Genomic DNA, 16,315 nt, shown 5'->3' on the forward strand with positions numbered 1-16,315 from the left:
CGTGCGCGCCCGGGCCGCATCACCCGGACGAGGTGACCCGGCGCGTGACCTGCCCGACCGTCCCGGTCTCAGAGCAGTCCGGCGTCCCTGGCGCGGCGTACCGCCTCGCTGCGGCGGGAGACCGACAGCTTGCGGTAGACGCTCTTCAGATGCGTCTTGACGGTGTTGACGGAGAGGAACAGCTCGGCGGCGATCTCGTCCGTCGACATCATCTCGGCGGCGCAGCGCAGGACATCGCACTCCCGGGGGCTGAGCCGCTCTACGAGCAGAGGGGCGCCGGCCGCCGTGTCCCCGGAATCCGGGTCGCCACCGCCGGGCGTCCTCCCCCCGTCGCCGGAACGTCCCGTCAGCCAGGCCCGGGCGTCGGCCAGACCGGGTGCGCGGGCGAGGAGGTGCCGCAGCCATGGGCCGGACTCCGTGAACGGGGAGCGCAGTCCGTGCGTCCGCGCGGTGCGCACGGCGCCGGCGACGAGCGTCGCCGCCTTCGCGGTGTCCCCCTCGACCGCCGCCAGCTGGGCCTCGAGCAGCTGCGCACGGACCCGGACCGCCGGGGGGACACGGTCTCCGGGGGCAAGCCCGGCGAGCAGCCGGCGCGCCTGCCCGCCGTCCCCGGCCACGAGACGGGCGGCGGCCGACGCGACGGTGAGGGCGGGGCCGCCCGGAGGTGCCTCCTCCAGCGCGGCGAGCGCGGCCGCCGCATCACCGCGCACCAGGTGGACGGAGCAGCGGGCCAGGGCGATGCGGCCCGCCGCCTCTCCCCCGGCGACGGCGGGACCGTCGGCGGATACGGGTGCGTCGTCGAGCGCCGACAGCGCCGCCGCCGCGCGCCCGTGGGCGAGTTCGAGGCGGGAACGCAGCACCGCGGCCTCGGCGGCGGCCGGTACGTCTCGGACGGGCCCGTGGGTGCGGGCCGCGGCGAGATGCCGGCCGGCGGCCGTGAGGTCGCCGCGGTCGGCCGCGACCGACGCCAGCGCGAGATGGCAGCGCGCCGTGCGGCGGTCGACGGGGATGCCGTGCTCCTCCGCTGCCTTGAGCCCGTCCCGGGCGTGCGCCTCGGCCTCTCGCAGCAGTCCGTCGGCGGCCTCGGCGAGGGCCAGCGCGCCGAGGCAGTGGTAGTGGACCGTCCAGGTGCGCTCGTCCGTGGCGGCGGCGAGTGCGTCGGTGAACGCCTCCCGTGCCTCGAGCCGGTGCCCGGTGGCCAGGAGGGCGCGACCGCGGCCGTACCGCCGGAGTGCCTCGATCTCCGGGTGCCGGGCGAGCAGGTCGGGGTCCACCCGGTCCATCAGCGTCCGCACCTCGCGATCGGGGTCCGGCGTGACGTGGTCCGGGGCCGGCTCCCCCGCGGCCCGCTCGGCGTCGTCGCCGCCCGCGGCCGGGGCGGACGCCCGCGGGTTCGCGATGCCGGTGTCCGCGTCGGTGAGGAGCTGCAGCAGAGCGCGGGTGAGCAGGCTCTCGGGTGCGGTGTCCCCGTCGGGACGGACGCCCGCGAGGTGCTTGCGGCCGGCGGCGGCGTCCCCGCGGGCCAGTGCGCAGACGGCCGCAGCCAGTGCGGGCGCGGTGCCGGGCAGCCCGTCCGGCATCGAACTGAACAGTCGTTCGAGGCGATGGCTGTCCGGTCCGGTGAGGAGGCGACCGGCGGCAAGCCTGTCGACGAGGAGACCGGCGGCATAGGGCCAGTCGTCCGCCGCTGCCGCGTGCTCGATCGCGTCGGTCAGCCTGTCGTGCCCGTCGAGCCATCGTGCGGCCTCGCGGTGCAGCGGCCCGCCGAGGGCCGGGCTGCGGCTGCGCAGATGGGCCCGGAGCACTTCGGCGAACAGCGGGTGACAGCGGTACCAGGAGGTGTCGCCGATCGGCTCGACGAACGCGTTGTCGCGGACGAGCCTGCCGAGGATGTGCTCGCCGTCGTCCCGTCCGGTGAGGGCGTCGGCCAGTCCCGGATGGACGTGGGAGAGGATGCTGGTCCGGATGAGCAGGTCCTGGGTGGCCGCGGGCTGGGCCGCCAGGACCTCGGCCGTCAGATAGTCGGCGACGGCGTTCTGCGAGGCGGCGAAGGACTGGGCGAAGTGCTCGGCGTCCTCCGCGCGTTGCATGGCCAGGGCGCACAGCCGCAGCCCGGCGGCCCAGCCCTGGGTGCGGTCGGTGAGGGCGCCGACGCTCTCCTGGGAGGGCGTGAGCCCGTGGCAGCGCAGCAGCTGCGCCGTCTCGCGCGGGGTGAAGGCGAGTTCGGACCGGCGGATCTCGCAGACCCGTGCCTCGGCGCGGTAGCGGTGCAGGGGCAGCGCGGGATCGACCCGCCCGATGAGGACCAGCCTCAGGGACGGCCCGGCATGGGCGAGGAGGAAGTCCAGTTCGGCGGCGACGCCGTGGACGCCCGCGTGTTCCAGCCCGTCGAGTACGAGCACGACCGGTTGGGGCAACTGGGTGAGCGCGGAGGCGAGCCGGACGATCAGCGAGTGGTCGACGTTGTCGGCGCTCGACGGACTGCCGACACCGTCGGGCAGCGGCACCCGGTGGTAGCGGAACGCTCCGAGCACATAGGCCCAGAACACACCGGGCGCGTTGTCGTCGCTCTCGACGGTGAGCCAGACGACCGGGCCGGGCGCCAGGTCCGCCTCGCGCCAGGAGGCGGCGAGGGTGGTCTTGCCCGCGCCGGCGGGACCCGTGATCACGGTGAGGGGGCCCTGGGCGCCCTCGGTGAGCCGGTCCAGTAGACGCTGCCGGGCCACGAAGGCAGGCGGTACGGCGGGCACCGCGAACTTCGCGGCCAGCAGCGGGTCGCCGCTGGGGTGCAGCTGGGCGTCCTCGGCCATGGGTTCCACCGCCGTGCCGTCCGTTCGTCGGCCAGCCCTCATGATCCCAGCGGCCTTCCATGATCGCCAACGGCGGGCGGGGCACTGCGCTGACGGTGTCCCGCTCCGCTGCGCCCTGCCGACGAGGCGGCAGGGGCTTGCAAGGGGGGCGACGTCGCGGCGGTACGGGCCCGGCGCGAACGGCCCGGGGGACGAAGGGCCCGGGGGACGAAGGGCCCGCCGACCGGGCGCGAACCGAACGGCCCTCGAACCGGGCGCGAACCCCGGCGAACGGCCGTGCGAGGCACCGGCCCGGGAACCACCGCCAGCGTGCGGAACCGGCCCGGGTGCACACGGCCTCGCGGCGTCAGGAGAGGCGGCCGCCTCCGCGCGGTTGTGCAATGGCGGTGGACAATGGGACACCGATCGGAGGTGCCATGGACGACGACGGCAGGACGCGCGTGGTCCGGGGCCGGCGCTGGTGCGCGCGGCTGGCGATCCTCGCGGCCGCCGCGGCCGTCGTTCTGCTCGTGGCCTCCGGACTGGGCGGCATCGCGATGGTGCTGCTGGTACTCACGGGGACGGTGGTGACGGCGGCGGCCCTGTGGTGGGCACTGACCCGGCGCGGTCCCGTGCGGGTGCTCGCGGTGCTGCTGGCGCTGGCCGCCCCGCTGACCGTCATCTGGCTGCAGGTCCGTTCCGGGGTGCTGTGGGTCATGGTGCTGTGTCTCGCCCTCGGCGCGTTGGCCGCCTGGGCCGGCTGGGAAGCCCTCGCCCTGGACGCCCGGCGCAAGGCCCAGCCGGCGGTGGCCGCGGAGCGCACCGTACGCCCGTTCCTGATCATGAACCCTCGCTCGGGCGGCGGGAAGGTGGAGCGCTTCGGGCTGAAGGCGAAGGCGGAGCGTGCGGGGGCGGAGGTCTTCCTGCTGGATCCGGACCACCCGAGCGACGTCGCGGCCGTGGCCCGGCAGGCGGTCGCCGACGGCGCCGACCTGCTCGGGGTGGCCGGCGGGGACGGCACGCAGGCGCTGGTGGCGGGGGTGGCGGCGGAGCACGGGGTGCCGTTCTTGGTGGTCCCCGCCGGGACCAGGAACCATTTCGCACTGGATCTGGGGCTCGACCGGGACGACCCCTCGCGGGCGCTGGAGGCGCTGGACGACGGGGTGGAACTCGTCGTCGACCTGGGCATGGTCGGCGACCGGGTGTTCGTCAACAACGCCTCGTTCGGGGCCTATGCACTGGTGGTGCAGAGCGACGCGTACCGCGACGACAAGGTCGGCACCGCCCTCCAGTTGTTCCCCGACGTGCTGACGCACCGGGCCGGACCACGGCTCACCGTGCGGGCCGCGAGGACGACGCTCGACTCCCCGCAGGCGGTCCTGGTCAGCAACAACCCCTACCGCGCCGGGGACCGGACCGCTGTCGCGCGCCGGGACCGCCTCGACCGCGGCGTCCTGGGCGTCGTGAGTGTGACGGTGGACAGCGCCGCCCAGGCCGCCGGGCTGCTGCGCGGCGAACGCTCGGCCGGTTTCACCGCACTCACCGCCCACGAGGTCGTCGTGGCGGCCGACGCGCCGGAGGTGCAGGTCGGCGTGGACGGGGAGGCCCTGACGATGCCGGTGCCGGTGCGCTGCACCGTCAGGCCCGGCGCGCTGCGGGTGCGCGTCCCCCGCCACCGGCCCGGGGTCCCCCTCGCCCGGCCGCGGCTGAACTGGCGCCGGCTGGCGATGCTGGCGCTGGCACGCTGAGGCGGCCACCGGGCGGGTCCGGGCCGTCGACGGGACGGCGCCGGCCCGGGCCCCCGGCCGCACATCATCGCGCGGACGGGCATGCCCCCGTCGGAAGGCGACGCACCACCCGCGCAGAGCCCCCGGTTCCCACACCCCGGACAGGAGGGGACGCGCCACCAGCCGCGTACGCCCCTCCCTGCCCGTAAGCCCCGCACCGCCGCGCCGGCCCCGGCAGGCGGGTGCGGCTCGCGACGCGCTCCCGCCACGGCGAGGACGCCCGCGGTGCACGCCACGGTTCACGCCTCCCGGGCGAACGCCTCCAGGATGCGTTCCGCCGCGAGGGTGGCGGTCAGTTCGCCGTCGCGGACCCGTTGTTCGAGAGCGGGGCCGAGGGCCCGTACGGCCGGATGGGCACACAGGCGGCCCAGGAGTTCGTCCCGCACCATCGCCCAGGCCCAGTCGACCTGCTGCTCACGGCGCTTGGCGGTCAGGCGGCCGTCCGCGTCGAGCAGGGCGCGGTGCTGCTCCAGCCGGTCCCACACGGTGTCGAGCCCACTGGACTCCCGGGCGCTGCAGCTCAGCACGGGCGGTGTCCAGGCGGCGTCGGCCGGCTGCATCAAGCGCAGCGCGCCCGCCAGTTCGCGCGCGGCCGCGCGGGCGTCTCGCTCGTGCGGCCCGTCGGCCTTGTTGACGGCGAGGACGTCGGCCAGTTCCAGCACGCCCTTCTTGATGCCCTGCAGCTGGTCACCGGTGCGGGCGAGGGTGAGCAGCAGGAAGGAGTCCACCATCCCGGCGACGGCCGTCTCGGACTGCCCGACGCCGACGGTCTCCACCAGGACCACGTCGTAGCCTGCGGCCTCCATCACCACCATGGACTCGCGGGTCGCCTTGGCCACCCCGCCGAGCGTGCCGGCCGAGGGCGACGGCCGGACGAACGCCGCCGGGTCCACGGCCAGCCGCTCCATCCGCGTCTTGTCGCCCAGGATGGAGCCGCCGGTGCGGGTCGAGGACGGGTCGACGGCCAGCACCGCCACCCGGTGGCCGAGCCCGGTCAGCATCGTGCCGAAGGCGTCGATGAAGGTGGACTTCCCCACCCCCGGCACTCCGCTGACACCGATCCGCCGTGCGCTGCCGCTGTGCGGCAGCAGTTCCGTCAGCAGCCGCTGGGCCGCGGCGCGGTGGTCGGGCCGGGTGGACTCGACGAGGGTGATGGCGCGGGCGACGGCCGCCCGCTTCCCGTCGAGCACACCCTTGGCGTAGGCGTCGACGTCGACTTCCCTGGCCATCCGCGGCTACAGCTCGTCGTGGCCCAGCGCCGCGGCCAGGCGCTCGACCAGGTCGTGGGCGGCGTCGGGGATGACCGTGCCCGGCGGGAAGACCGCCGTCGCCCCCATCTCCAGCAGGGTCGGCACGTCCTGCGGCGGGATCACCCCGCCCACGACGATCATGATGTCGTCGCGTCCCTCCTCCGCCAGCTGCTCGCGCAGCGCCGGGACGAGGGTGAGATGCCCGGCCGCGAGCGACGAGACGCCCACGACGTGGACGTCCGCCTCGACCGCCTGCCGCGCCACCTCGGCCGGGGTCTGGAACAGCGGGCCGACGTCCACGTCGAAGCCCAGGTCGGCGAACGCGGAGGCGATCACCTTCTGCCCGCGGTCGTGGCCGTCCTGACCCATCTTGGCGACGAGAATGCGCGGACGCCGCCCCTCCGCCTCCTCGAAGCGGTCGACCAGCGCACGTGTGCGGTCCACGGAAGGGGACTCTCCTGCCTCGTTGCGGTACACGCCGGAGATCGTACGGATCTGGCCCGCGTGCCGTCCGTACACCTTCTCCAGGGCGTCGGAGATCTCGCCGACGGTGGCCTTGGCCCGGGCGGCGTTCACCGCGAGCGCGAGCAGATTGCTCTCCGGGCCGGCCCCGGAGTCCCGTCCGGCCGCCTCGGTCAGCGCGCGCAACGCGTCCTGGCAGGCGGTCTCGTCACGTTCCTCGCGCAGCCGCCGCAGCTTGGCGATCTGCTGGGCGCGCACGGAGGAGTTGTCGACCTTGAGGACGTCGATCTGCTCGTCGTTCTCGACCCGGTACTTGTTGACCCCGATGACGGGCTGCCGCCCGGAGTCGATGCGGGCCTGGGTGCGGGCCGCCGCCTCCTCGACGCGCAGCTTGGGAATGCCTGCGTCGATGGCCTGCGCCATGCCGCCGGCGGCCTCGACCTCCTGGATGTGCTGCCAGGCCCGGCGCGCGAGGTCGTACGTCAGCTTCTCGACGTACGCGCTGCCGCCCCACGGGTCGATGACGCGGCAGGTGCCGGACTCCTGCTGGAGCACGAGCTGCGTGTTGCGGGCGATGCGGGCGGAGAAGTCGGTCGGCAGGGCGAGCGCCTCGTCCAGGGCGTTGGTGTGCAGCGACTGAGTGTGGCCCTGGGTCGCCGCCATGGCCTCCACGCAGGTGCGGGTGACGTTGTTGAAGACGTCCTGCGCGGTGAGCGACCAGCCGGAGGTCTGCGAATGGGTGCGCAGCGACAGCGACTTGGCGTTCTTCGGCTCGAACTGCTTGACCAGCTTGGCCCAGAGCAGCCGGGCCGCGCGCATCTTGGCGATCTCCATGAAGAAGTTCATCCCGATCGCCCAGAAGAAGGACAGCCGCGGTGCGAAGGCGTCCACGTCGAGGCCCGCGTCCCGCCCGGCGCGCAGGTACTCCACTCCGTCGGCGAGGGTGTACGCGAGCTCCAGATCGGCCGTGGCACCGGCCTCCTGGATGTGGTAGCCGGAGATGGAGATGGAGTTGTAGCGCGGCATCCTCTGCGAGGTGTACGCGAAGATGTCGGAGATGATCCGCATGGAGGGCCGAGGCGGATAGATGTAGGTGTTGCGGACCATGAACTCCTTGAGGATGTCGTTCTGGATGGTCCCGGCCAGCTTCTCGGGCGGTACGCCCTGCTCCTCGGCCGCCACGATGTAGAGCGCCAGTACGGGCAGCACGGCGCCGTTCATCGTCATCGACACGGTCATCCGGTCCAGCGGGATGCCGTCGAAGAGCTGCCGCATGTCGTAGATGGAGTCGATGGCGACGCCCGCCATGCCGACGTCACCGGTCACTCGCGGGTGGTCGCTGTCGTAGCCGCGGTGCGTGGGCAGGTCGAAGGCGACCGACAGGCCCTTCTGGCCCGCGGCGAGGTTGCGCCGGTAGAAGGCGTTGGACTCCTCGGCCGTGGAGAAGCCCGCGTACTGGCGGATCGTCCACGGCTGGTTGACGTACATCGTCGGGTACGGGCCGCGCAGGTACGGCGCCACGCCCGGGTAGGTGCCGAGGAAGTCCAGGCCCTCCAGGTCGCGGCCGGTGTAGAGCGGCTTGACGCCGATGCCCTCCGGCGTCTCCCACAGCAGGTCGTCGGCGCTGCTGCCGGTGGACTCCTTCACGGCGGCGCGCCACTGCTCCTCCGTGGCCTCGGCGGGCGGGGTGCCCTCGCCGAGGGCCACCTCGGAGAAGTCGGGGATCTGCGTCACGGGGCCACTCCCATGCGGTCGAGAACGGAGGACAGGACGCCGACGGCGTCGCAGCCCGCGAAGACGTAGGCGTCGACACCGGTGTGGTCGCCCGGCCGGCCGGCCAGGAACACCTGCTGGGCACCGGCGGACCTGAGGGCCTCGGCGACCTCCTCGGCCTGCTCCTCGTACAGCGCGTCGCTGGAGCAGAGACAGGCGACGGCGGCGCCGCTGCGCGCGAAGGCGCCGGCGACCGTGGCGGCGTCGACCGTCACCGGGTCGTGGACCGGCTCGACGCCGCCCGCCTGGAACAGGTTCGAGGCGAACCCGGCGCGCGCGGTGTGCGCGGAGGCGGGGCCGAGCGCGGCGAGGAAGACGCGAGGGCGGGCGCCGGTCGCGGCCAGGTGCGCGTCGGAGCGGGCGCGCAGGGCCTCGTAGTCCTCGTCGCGGCGGACACGGGGCAGGCCGGCCTCGTTGCGGGGCGCCTCGGGGGTGGGCTCCCGCACGACGGTCCTCTCCGCCAGGAACGGGAACTCGCTGACGCCGGTGACGGGTTCACGGCGCTCGGCGAGCCTGCGCTTGCGCTCCTCCCAGGTGGCGGCGATGCGTTCGCCGACCAGCCCGGAGCGCAGGGCCTCGCCCTGACCGCCCGCACGCTCCAGCTCCTGGAAGAACGCCCAGGCGGCGTGGGCGAGTTCGTCGGTGAGCCGCTCGACGTACCAGGAGCCGCCCGCGGGGTCGGCGACCCGGCCGAGGTGCGACTCCTCCAGGAGGATCGAGGAGGTGTTGCGCGCGATGCGGCGGGCGAACGGGTCGGGCAGGCCGAGTTCGTGGTCGAAGGGCAGGACGGTCACGGCGTCCGCGCCGCCGACACCCGCGCCGAGGCAGGCGATCGTGGTGCGCAGCATGTTCACGTACGGATCGCGGCGGGTCATCATCACCGGCGACGTCACCGCGTGCTGGCGCTGGGCCGCGCCCGCGTCCCCGGAGGCACCGGACACCTCGGCGACGCGCGCCCACAGCCTGCGGGCGGCGCGCATCTTGGCGACGGTGAGGAACTGGTCGGCGGTGGCGGCGTAGCGGAACTCCAGCTGCCGGAAGGCGGTCCCGGCCGACAGTCCGGCCGTGGTGAGCGCCCGCAGGTAGGCGACGCCGGTCGCGAGCGAGGCGCCGAGCTCCTGAGCGGCCGAGGCGCCCGCCTCGTGGTAGGGCAGCGCGTCCACGGTGAGCGCGCGCAGTCCCGGGTACCGCTCGTGGACGCGGCGGGCGAGTTCCACGGCCGCCTCGGTGTCCACGGAAGCCCCGGTGCGGGCGGAGAGGCCCAGCGGGTCGGCGCCGAGGTTGCCGCGCGCCTCATCGCGGCGGACGCCGCGCTCCTCGTACAGCCGCAGCAGTTCGGCGGCGGCGGCAGCGGTCTCCGCGCCGGCGTCGAGGACGACCGGCGCGAGGTCGAGGTAGACGCCGTCCAGGGCCCGGGCGAGGCCCGTCAGGGGCACCCCCGCGGCGCCGACGGTGAGCCAGAGCGAGGTGACGCCGTTCTCTAGATCCGTGAGCACGGCCTCGTTGGTGCGGTCGGCCTCGGGCCGGCCGTGGCGCTGGCGCACGTCCCAGCCGCCGACGGGTCGGCCGCCGCGCACAAAGGGCGCGAAGCCGGGATAGCCGGCGTCGGGCGCGGCGTGCCGCGCGGTGTAGAGGGGGCTCGCCGCGAGCCCGTCGTCCAGGGCTGTCGTCAGCGCCTCTTCGGCCGCCGCTCCCGATACGTCCTTGCCCGATTTGCGCAGCACACCCTCGACGAGGCGCTGCCACTGCTCATGGGTGGCGTCGGGGAACTCGGCGGCGAGCGTGAGCCCGTCATCAGGCAGAACCGTCATGCTCGGATGCTAGGGCAGGGTTACGGATGAGCAGCAGAGGAGACGGCTGTGACCTTGCTCGCTGAATTGGCACTCAGTGCCGCCACCGTAGCCCGACACGGGCGGGATGTCCGCTGTGCACCGGTGCGAACTTCTTCTGATGCCTCGTCGGCGGACATCCGGCGCGAACCACTCTCAATGGCCTGAGAGCAGTTTCACCGCGATGACGCTGACCCCGATGGCGGTGTCCACGATCCCCGAGAGAAACGCGCTGAGCGGGCCGTTGCCCATCCGCAGTCCGGTCCGCCAGCCCCAGAAGAACAAGGTGGCGACCTCGACCGCCGCGCTCAGGAGCAGAGCGGTTCCCAGGTCCAGCGCGCCCAGCGCCGAGACGCCGATCAGCGTGAGGGGACCCACCGCGGTGAGCAGCAGCGGGCTGGAGACGTGCAGCGCGGCACGGATCTCCTGGCGGTTCGCGGCACGGCCGGTGAGCGCCCGGTGCGACTGCTCGTCGGCGACGAGGGTGGCCAGCCAGATCCCGAGCGCGGTCACGGCCACGGTGAGGGCGGACTCCAGGAGCTCGGGGTGTGCCGTCTCGGCGAGGGCGACCACGACGGCGGTGAGCGTGATGGTCGCGTAGATGCGTTCCTTGAGCCGCGCCGCAGCGGTGTCGCCCGCCCGCGCGGCGGTGGCCACCGCCTCCGGAGTCGCCCCCGGGCCCTGCTGTCCCGACGCCACCATCGATCACCGGCCTTTCCGATGGCACACCGTAGGGGCCGGTGGGGGGCTCGGGCGCGGCGCAGCGCGGGGGTTGCGCCGCTCGGGGGAAGCACGCCCGGCCCGGCGGCCCTTCGCCGAGCAGTGAGCCTGTGCACCGCCGGCTGGGGCCTGCGGAAGGACCGGTCGCGCCGAGCCGGTCCCGGCGGCTGTCGTCCTTTCCGCTCACCCCTCAGCCCCGGTCGCCCCTCCGCCCCGCTCACCCCTCCGCCCCGCTCACCCCTCCGCCCCGGTCGCCCCGGTCGCCCTGCTCAGCAGGGCGGCGAGACGGACGGCGGTCTTCTCCCCGGCTCGCTGCCTGATCAGGCCCTCCTTGGCAGCCGCGCGAAGCCGGACCTCCGAGCTGTTCCCGTCGGCCTTCAGCACCCATGCGGTCACCACCACGGGATTCAGACCGCCGGCACCGCCGCCGGCGACGACGCGAATCGTCTCCTCGTTCCCGCCCGCGCCGACCGGCTCGGTTTCGACCGCGCGGCCCGCCCTTCCGAGCACGCTCGAAACGCGCCGCACCACGTCGTCGAACGGCAGGGGCACAAGCAGGTCGATCTCATGGACGTTCTTCCTCATCATCCTGGCCACGACCCGGACCAGGCGACCGCCGCCCGCGCCCACCGCGCCGAGAGAGGCAAGCTCGTCAGCCAGGATCCGGTCCTCGCTCCGGTCCACGCATCCACCCCCACCGCCGGATCGGCCCACCAGGCCGCCACACGCTGTTCCGCCCGGCAGACCATGATGACGCATGCCGGTCGCAGAGTCGCTGCCCCGCTCCTCGTCACGCCGATCGGGCAGGCGACTCGACTCGCCGTTCCCCCGAGACGTCTCACAGGGTCCGGCGCACGTCCGCCTGCCGTTCCATCTCGCGGAGCTGGTCGGCGAGATCGCCTCGGACCGCGGTGTGGCCTGTTGATCCGGGTCGGCTGCCGTGGGTCGGGCTCGCACGCCGGGTCCGGCGGCGGGAGGTTCGTCAACGTGGCCTCCGGTCCGGGCCGCGTGCCCGGCGGCCCGGAACAGTGTCGTCCGTCCCGCGCCGATCGGGACCGGCCGGGAACGGTGAGCGGGGTGTCGCGCCCGGCCACGTCGCCCCGTTTCCCCCGTGCGGCGGAGCGATCGGCACCGCGCGGCGAAGTGATCAGTACGCTGACCGGCGTGGGTCAACCGGAGGCACTGGCGGAAGGCGCCGGACCGTTCACGACACGTCTGACCTGGCGTCTCGCCGAGGGCGGTCTCGCCGTGTGGGAGTCGCGCCCGGGACGCAAGCGCGGGGTGCTCGGCGTCAGGGCGGCCGAGTGGGCCGAGCCGGTCCCCAAACGGGCGGACCGGGCCGCACTCGCCCGGCTGGGCAGGCTCAACGTCGTCGCCTCGTGGTCCTTCGCCGTCGGCGGCGCCCTCTTCGCGCTCGGTGCCGGGCTCGCCCTCCGTTCCGCCGGTGCGATGACGAGCGCGTCCGTGTACTTCGTGGGAGGGCTGTTCTTCACCACGGGCGCCTACGCCTCGCTGCTCCAGGCGACCAACGCGCCGCGGCCCGGGGGCAGGGCCGGGACTCTGGAGTCGGGCCGCTGGCGCTGGTGGAGGTACGAGCCGAGGCGGATCGACTGGGTCAGCACCTTCGTGCTGTTCGCCGGCACGCTGGTCTTCGGCGTCAATCTGCTGGACTCGTTCCTGCACGGGCTGACGGCCCAGCAGGCGAACCGGCTGGTCTGGGCCCCCGACATGATCGGCTGTCTGCTCTTCCTCGTCTCCGGGCAGCTGGCGCTGATGGAGGTCACCCACGGGCCGCCCAGGGTCCTGCCGCACGACCTGGGCTGGTGGATCGTCGCCGTCAACCAGCTGGGATCCGCACTGTTCATGATCGCGGCGCTGGCGGACTTCACCGTGCCCGCCACCGGCGCCCTGGTGAACACGGGCATCGCCGACTGGGGAACACTGACGGGCGCCGTCTGCTTCTGCGTCGGCGGGGTGCTCCAGGCGTTCGAGCGGCCGTAGTGCCCGCGCCGACATGCGCGATCTCCGGGCGACGGCCCTCGGCACTGCCCGGATTCGCGATCGGCAACCCGTCCGGTGCGGGGGCCGCGCGGGGCCCCGGTGCCCACGGGAGTCGACGCTCGGCGTGTGCGGCCCACTGCCCGGAACCGGGACCGGCGCTCCGAAGCCCCGTGCCGTGGCCGGGCCCCGCGGTTGCCGCCGTTCTCCCCCGTGCGGGCGCCGGTCCTCAGCGCCGGCACCGATCCCGTGAGGCCGCCCGCGAGCGCGGTGGTGGCGGCCGAGACGAGCCGTGCCGCTGTCAGTGCCGCGCGCCGCGCGGCACGGCGAAATCGGTGAGCAGGGAGCCCCCGGGAGCGGCTTCGGGCCATGACCTCTGCTGGGTGAGCACCGCGATGGCCGCGGTCGGGAACTTCTCCTCCACCCGCTGGAGGGTGTCGCCGAGCCCTTCCGACGCCAACAGCAGAACGAACTCCTCCAGGGCGGGGTTGTGACCGACGAGGAGCAATGTGGCCACGTCGTCCGGGGTTTCCCGTACGACGGCGAGCAGGTCCGCGGGGTCCGCGCCGTAGAGCCGAGGGTCATGGCGCGTCCGCGGGCCGGTGGGGAGCTCTCCGGCTGCGAGGTCCCAGGTCTCGCGGGCCCGTACGGCGGGTGAGCACAGCACCAGGTCCGGGACGCAGTCGGCGTCCCTCAGCCAGCGGCCCGCGGCGGGTGCGTCGCGCTGCCCGCGCTCGGCCAGCGGCCGTCGCACATCGGCCACCCCGGGCGGCCGGGCGGACTTCGCATGCCTGAGGACGACCAGTCGTCGGAGAGTCATGGGGCCTCCACGCGTCGGGCCTCCACCCGTCGGTGAGCGGCGACAGTCTGTGCGCCGCAAGCTTTCCACCCCGGGGCGGCCCGGGCCAGTGCACGCACGCCGTTGCCGCTACCCGGCTGCCGGGGCCGCGCGCGTATGCCCCCCGGACGGCGGGCGGAGGTCACGCCGTGCCCGCACCTCCAGCGAGTCCGGGGCCCCGGCGGGAGTCCGGGGCAGCCGGAGGGGGCGGCTCCCCGGTGTGATCGAGCCGAGGACCCGCACCCCCCGCGCCCCGGTGCACTCCGGGGCGTTGCCTGGCAGGCCGTGCAGGGAGAGGTAGCCGAGGACGGCGAAGGCACATGCCTCCTTCGCCGGCGAGGGCAGCCCGAGTTCGTCCGAGGTCCGCAGGACGATTCCCGCCAGCTCGTCCCGGAGCATCGCCGTCAGCACGGGGTTCCGGGTGCCTCCGCCGGAGACGATCACCTCGGTGGCGCCCAGCGGCCGGACCGCGTCGGCTACGGTGCGCGCGGTCAGCCGGGTCACGGTGGCGACCACGTCCTCGGCCGGGAGTCCGCCGAAGCCCTCCAGCGCCGCGCGCAGGTAGCCGCGGTGGAACAGCTCCTTGCCGGTGGTCCGGGGGGCGGGTCTGCGGTAGTACGGCTCGTCGAGCAGTCTGAGGAGCAGGGGTTCGTGGACGCGGCCGGAGCGCGCGAGAGCCCCGCCGTCGTCGTAGGCGAGCCGCCCGGCCGTCAGTTCGTGGACCGCTGCGTCGATGAGCGCGTTGCCGGGCCCGGTGTCGAACGCGACCGGCTGTCCGCCGCGGGGCAGGGCGGTCAGGTTGGCGATGCCGCCGATGTTCAGGGCGGCCGGCACACCCGGGCGCCCGCGCAGCCACATCAGGTCGACGAGACTCACCAGCGGGGCGCCCTGGCCGCCGGCCGCCACGTCCCGGGTCCGGAAACCGGACACCACGGTCCGGCCGGTGGCCTCGGCGATCCACGCCGGCTCGCCGACCTGCAGTGTCCCGTGCACCCGGCCGTCCTCCGCCCAGTGGAAAACGGTCTGGCCGTGGGAGGCGACCAGTTCCGCGGCACCGCCGCAGAGTTCACGGTCCGCCCGTACGGCCACGGCCGCGAAGGCCCGCCCGATGAGCGTGTCCAGCCGGCACACGTCCGCCAGCGTCGTCGCGGACGGCGGAAGGGCGTTGGCGAGCAGTGCCCTCAGTTCGTCGCCGTACGGCTCGCTCACCATGCCCAGCGGCGTGAGGACCAGCGCGCCGTCCTCGGTCCCGAGGTCGACTGCGGCCGCGTCGATCGCGTCGTACGAGGTGCCCGACATCAGTCCGACGACCCTCACCGCAGCGGCCGCCGGTGGTCGTCGCCGCGCAGGGTCAGCAGGGCGAGGGCGCTGACCGCGCAGGCGCCGGCCGCGTAGTACGCGGGGATGTCCGCGTCGCCGGTGCGTGCGACCAACTCGGTGATGACGAGCCCGGCACAGCCGGAGAACACCGCGTTCGACAGGGCGTAGGCCACGCCCAGGCCGGTGCAGCGCACCCTGGTCGGGAACATCTCGGCCAGCATGGCGGGCCCCGGGCCGGCCATCAGTCCGACGACGGCGCCCGCGACCAGCACCGCCCCGCCCTTCACCGCGGCCGGGACGCCGGTTTCCTGGAGGAGGTCGATCAGTGGCAGGGCCAGCAGGACGACGAGCATCGCGCCGGAGAGCATGACGGTCCGACGGCCGAAACGGTCGCTGAGGAGCCCGGCCGGAATGATCGAGGCGGCGAAGCCGAGGTTCGCGAGGACGGTGGCGACGAGCGCCTCGCGGAACGAGGCGCCGAGGGTGGACTGCAGGTACGAGGGGAGGACGACGAGGAAGGTGTAGCCCGCCGCCGCCCAGCCCATGATCCGCCCGGCGCCCAGGACGATCGCGCGCGCCACCTCTGCCCGGGACGGAGGGGCCGCGTCGGCGGCGTCTGCCTCGGCGCGGCGGAAGCTGGGGGTCTCCTCCAGCCGCAGTCGCAGCCACAGGGCGACGAGTCCGAGCGGGAGCGTCAGCAGGAACGGGATCCGCCAGCCCCAGTCGGCCAGTGCCGCGCCGGACAGCACGGTCGCCGACAGGGCGGCGGCACCCGCGCCGCCGAGCAGCCCGAGGGCGACGGTGAACGACTGCCAGGAGCCGTAGAGCCCACGCCGGCCGGGCGGGGCGAACTCCGTCATCAGGGACACGGCGCCGCCGAACTCACCTCCCGCGGAAAGGCCCTGGAGCACTCGCAGCAGCGTCAGCAGCCAGGGCGCGGCCGCGCCCGCCGTGGCGTAGGTGGGTAGGAGCCCGATCAGCGTGGTGGCCAGTGTCATCAGGCCGATGACCAGGATCAGCGTAGGCCGTCTGCCGATGCGGTCGCCGAGCCGGCCGAAGAGGACGGCTCCGATCGGACGGAAGAAGAATGCCAGGGCGAAGGAGGCGTAGGTCCTCACCAGGGCCTCGACGTCGCTGCCGCCCTCCGGGGTGAAGAAGTTGGCGGCGATGACGGTGGCGAAGTAGCCGTAGACGCCGAACTCGTACCACTCGACGAAGTTGCCGACGGAGCCCGCGAGCAGCGCGCGGCGGGAGCGGGCGGGCGGCGGTGGCACGGGATGCTTCAGGGCTGGTTCGGTCATCCCTTCTACGTGCCCACGACAACACGACCGGAATCGCCTGTTCCGGTGCTGCCGGAGCGGTACCGGTACTGCCGGAACTGTCCGGTCCTGCCGGGCGGTCGGAGTGACGGGCGGGCTGCGGGGCGGACTGTCGGCCGTCCGCCGGGATTCGGTACGCGAGTCCCACCGGGCCGTGTGTGCGGCCGGGCGTGATCGTGTGCCCGGCCGCGGCCCCGCCCCGCGCGGAGCCTGCGTGTGACCGCGCCGTC

At 74.3% G+C, this 16,315-nt stretch carries 12 protein-coding genes; 3 read left to right on the forward strand and 9 right to left on the reverse strand.

Features of this window, described 5'->3' with window-relative positions; translation table 11 throughout:
• Positions 1-68: 68 nt before the first annotated feature.
• Positions 69-2,810 carry a LuxR C-terminal-related transcriptional regulator gene (locus AB0J10_RS03640; protein ID WP_363057382.1) on the reverse strand — a complete coding sequence of 914 codons (2,742 nt, stop codon included), beginning with the start codon at positions 2,808-2,810 and terminating at the stop codon, positions 69-71.
• Positions 2,811-3,226: 416 nt separating this feature from the next.
• On the opposite strand from AB0J10_RS03640, the gene AB0J10_RS03645 reads away from it, so the two are divergent.
• On the forward strand, positions 3,227-4,537 hold the full coding sequence (locus AB0J10_RS03645) for a diacylglycerol kinase family protein (RefSeq protein ID WP_363057384.1): 1,311 nt from the start codon (positions 3,227-3,229) through the stop codon (positions 4,535-4,537).
• A 278-nt stretch (positions 4,538-4,815) separates the two neighbouring features.
• On the opposite strand, the gene meaB is transcribed toward AB0J10_RS03645, so the two are convergent.
• The 5 genes from meaB to AB0J10_RS03670 form a co-directional block, all read right to left on the reverse strand.
• Complete coding sequence (meaB, locus tag AB0J10_RS03650; RefSeq protein WP_363057386.1) at positions 4,816-5,805, reverse strand: methylmalonyl Co-A mutase-associated GTPase MeaB; 990 nt, start codon at positions 5,803-5,805, stop codon at positions 4,816-4,818.
• Between the two features lie 6 nt (positions 5,806-5,811).
• Positions 5,812-8,022: a methylmalonyl-CoA mutase gene (scpA, locus tag AB0J10_RS03655; RefSeq protein WP_363057388.1), complete on the reverse strand. Its 2,211-nt coding sequence runs from the start codon at positions 8,020-8,022 to the stop codon at positions 5,812-5,814.
• Positions 8,019-9,872: a methylmalonyl-CoA mutase small subunit gene (gene mutA, locus AB0J10_RS03660; RefSeq protein ID WP_363057390.1), complete on the reverse strand. Its 1,854-nt coding sequence runs from the start codon at positions 9,870-9,872 to the stop codon at positions 8,019-8,021. The genes scpA and mutA overlap by 4 nt, the downstream gene beginning before the upstream one ends.
• Positions 9,873-10,046: 174 nt before the next feature.
• Positions 10,047-10,592 (reverse strand): hypothetical protein, encoded by a 546-nt coding sequence (locus AB0J10_RS03665; RefSeq protein ID WP_363057392.1) that lies wholly within the window; start codon positions 10,590-10,592, stop codon positions 10,047-10,049.
• 252 nt (positions 10,593-10,844) lie between these two features.
• Positions 10,845-11,294 carry a hypothetical protein gene (locus AB0J10_RS03670; protein ID WP_363057394.1) on the reverse strand — a complete coding sequence of 150 codons (450 nt, stop codon included), beginning with the start codon at positions 11,292-11,294 and terminating at the stop codon, positions 10,845-10,847.
• A gap of 73 nt (positions 11,295-11,367) precedes the next feature.
• Here AB0J10_RS03670 and AB0J10_RS03675 point away from each other — a divergent pair, with 73 nt between their 5' ends.
• A complete protein-coding gene (locus tag AB0J10_RS03675) occupies positions 11,368-11,535 on the forward strand; it encodes a hypothetical protein (RefSeq protein ID WP_363057395.1) in 168 nt (55 codons plus the stop codon).
• 239 nt (positions 11,536-11,774) lie between these two features.
• Positions 11,775-12,611 carry a hypothetical protein gene (locus AB0J10_RS03680; RefSeq protein ID WP_363057397.1) on the forward strand — a complete coding sequence of 279 codons (837 nt, stop codon included), beginning with the start codon at positions 11,775-11,777 and terminating at the stop codon, positions 12,609-12,611.
• Between the two features lie 298 nt (positions 12,612-12,909).
• Here AB0J10_RS03680 and AB0J10_RS03685 read toward each other — a convergent pair whose 3' ends face one another.
• From AB0J10_RS03685 to AB0J10_RS03695, 3 genes are all read right to left on the reverse strand, one after another.
• Positions 12,910-13,428, reverse strand: a complete 519-nt coding sequence (locus tag AB0J10_RS03685) for a histidine phosphatase family protein (protein ID WP_363057399.1) — start codon at positions 13,426-13,428, stop codon at positions 12,910-12,912.
• A gap of 108 nt (positions 13,429-13,536) precedes the next feature.
• The gene (locus tag AB0J10_RS03690; RefSeq protein ID WP_363057401.1) at positions 13,537-14,763 is read right to left on the reverse strand and encodes an anhydro-N-acetylmuramic acid kinase; all 1,227 of its coding nucleotides are present in this window, start codon (positions 14,761-14,763) and stop codon (positions 13,537-13,539) included.
• Positions 14,760-16,067 carry an MFS transporter gene (locus tag AB0J10_RS03695; RefSeq protein WP_363057403.1) on the reverse strand — a complete coding sequence of 436 codons (1,308 nt, stop codon included), beginning with the start codon at positions 16,065-16,067 and terminating at the stop codon, positions 14,760-14,762. The genes AB0J10_RS03690 and AB0J10_RS03695 overlap by 4 nt, the downstream gene beginning before the upstream one ends.
• Positions 16,068-16,315: the final 248 nt, after the last annotated feature.

This window comes from Streptomyces sp. NPDC049887, assembly GCF_040656535.1.
Lineage (GTDB): Bacteria > Actinomycetota > Actinomycetes > Streptomycetales > Streptomycetaceae > Streptomyces.